Annotated in this window: 2 protein-coding genes; one reads left to right on the top strand and one right to left on the bottom strand. The window is 74.6% G+C overall.

Annotation, left to right across the window (positions count from 1 at the left end; translation table 11 throughout):
- The coding region (locus tag SSBG_RS20125; RefSeq protein ID WP_420790341.1) for a serine/threonine-protein kinase at positions 1 to 1,241 on the bottom strand (1,241 nt) is incomplete at its 3' end.
- A gap of 346 nt (positions 1,242 to 1,587) precedes the next feature.
- Between SSBG_RS20125 and SSBG_RS20130 the strand changes: the two genes are divergently transcribed.
- A partial coding sequence (locus SSBG_RS20130; protein WP_008747912.1) for an EF-hand domain-containing protein occupies positions 1,588 to 2,066 on the top strand: 479 nt, incomplete at its 3' end.

Here is a 2,066-nt window from a genome sequence, read left to right on the forward strand (position 1 = left end):
CTGGGGGAGGGGTGGCCGGGAGGGCCGGGGGCGGCGAACGGCGTGCCGTACGGGGCCGCGCTCGCGCCCGCCGCCACGACGGGCCCGGTACCGGCACCGCTGCCGACGCCCGCACCCGCACCCGTACCGGCCGTACCGACGCCCGTGCCGCCGGCGTGACCCGTGCCCGCGCCGTCACCGGCTCCGGTAGCGGCCCCCGCGCCCGTGCCGCCCCCCGTGCCCGCGCCCGTACCGCCGGCCGTGCCCATACCCGTGCCGCCAGGCGTGTTCGCTCCCGCCGCCGGCAGCGCCTCCACCGCCCCCGTTCCCGGGTACGGGCTGCCGCCCGAAGGCGTCGCGTCGATCACGCGGGCCGTGACCTCGCCGCCGCCGCGCAGCGGCTCCGGCCAGCCGCCGTCCTCGCGTCGCGCGCGCTCCAGGAGCCGCGCCGCCGTCGCCGCGTCCATCCGCCGCGAAGGGTCCTTGACCAGGAGCCCTTCGAGTACCGGAGCGAGCGCGCCCGCGTGCCGGGGCGGTGGGTGGGCCGCCTCGAAGACGGCGTACGCCGTCTCGATCGGGGTCGGCCGGTCGAAGGGATGAGCGCCCTCGACGGCCTGGTAGAGGGTCGCCCCGAGCGCCCACAGGTCGGCGGGCGGGCCCGGTACGGCGATCCCGGGGCGCAGCCGCTCCGGGGCCAGGTACTGCACGGAGCCGATGAGTTCCCCGGTACGCGTCAGCGAGGGCGTGCCCGGCTCGACGGCGATCCCGAAATCGGTGAGCACGACCCGCCCGCTTTCGCCGAGCAGCACGTTCGCCGGCTTCACGTCGCGGTGCAGCACGCCCACCGCGTGCGCGGCGCCCAGCGCGGAGAGCATCGCCGCGCCGATGCGCGCGGCCTCGGCCACGGGCAGCGGCCCCCGCTCGCGGAGCACGTCGGCGAGGGTCCGGGAGGGCACGTACTCCATGACGATGCACGGCAGCCCGCTGTCGTCCACGACGTCGTGCACCACGATGACGTGCGGGTGCGTGATCATCGCCGCGCTGCGCGCCTCGCGCCGCGTGCGCGCGTACATCCGCTGGAGCTCGTCCTCGGCGAGGTGCGGCGGCACGTGGAGCTTCTTGAGCGCGACGCGGCGCCCGAGCAGCGTGTCCTCGGCGAGGTGGACGGTGCCCATGCCCCCGCTGCCGACCCGTTCGAGCAGCCGGTAGCGGCCACTGATGAGCCGGTCCGGTTCGGACACGTGCCTGCTCCCCTCGACCATCCGCTCAACCATCCCTGGACACAGGGAAACAACAAGATAACTTGTACGAATTTCAGAGCGGCCCGCGCCCAGTGCCGGCCCCGCCGACCGGGCCGCCCGCACCGCCTCCCACCTGGCGTTCTTTCGTACAGCACACGGGAGAGTGAACGCACCCGAAAACGGCGGCACTTCACCCCATTCGGTTAAATCTCCCGCTATTCGTGTGGCTGCGCCGCCGTGGGGCAGTCATCCCCCGGGCCGGATGCCGTCCGGACCCGGGCCGGGCGCCGTCCGGCCGTACGAAGCGGGCCGCCGGAGTTGCCGGACCGCCGGAGCCACCGGTCCCGCCGCACGAGAGTGAGAGAACATGCGTGCTGAGGCCACCCAGCGGGTCGCGCTCGTCTTTTCCCTGCTGGACGCCAACCACAGCGGCGTCCTGGAGGCCGAGGACTTCACGCTCATGGCCGACCGGGTCGTCGCCGCGGCGCCCGAGGCCGCCGCCCCGGCCAAGGACCGGCTGCGCGGCGCCTTCGCGCAGTACTGGACGACCCTGCGCACGACGCTCGACACCAACGGCGACGGCGAGATCGACTTCGACGAGTACGCCGCCTGCGTGCTCTCGCCCGAGCGCTTCGACGCGACCGTCACCGAGTTCGCCGAAGCCCTCGCCGCGCTCGGCGACCCGGACGGCGACGGGCTCATCGCCCGGCGGGACTTCCTCGCCCTCATGACCGCGATCGGCTTCGCGCCGGTCAACACCGAGGCGCTCTTCGAGGCCTTCGGCCCCACGACGGCCGATCAGCTCCCCGTGGCCGTCTGGGTCGAGGGCATCAAGGACTTCTACGC

This window comes from Streptomyces sp. SPB074 (assembly GCF_000154905.1).
In the GTDB taxonomy this organism is placed as follows: domain Bacteria; phylum Actinomycetota; class Actinomycetes; order Streptomycetales; family Streptomycetaceae; genus Streptomyces.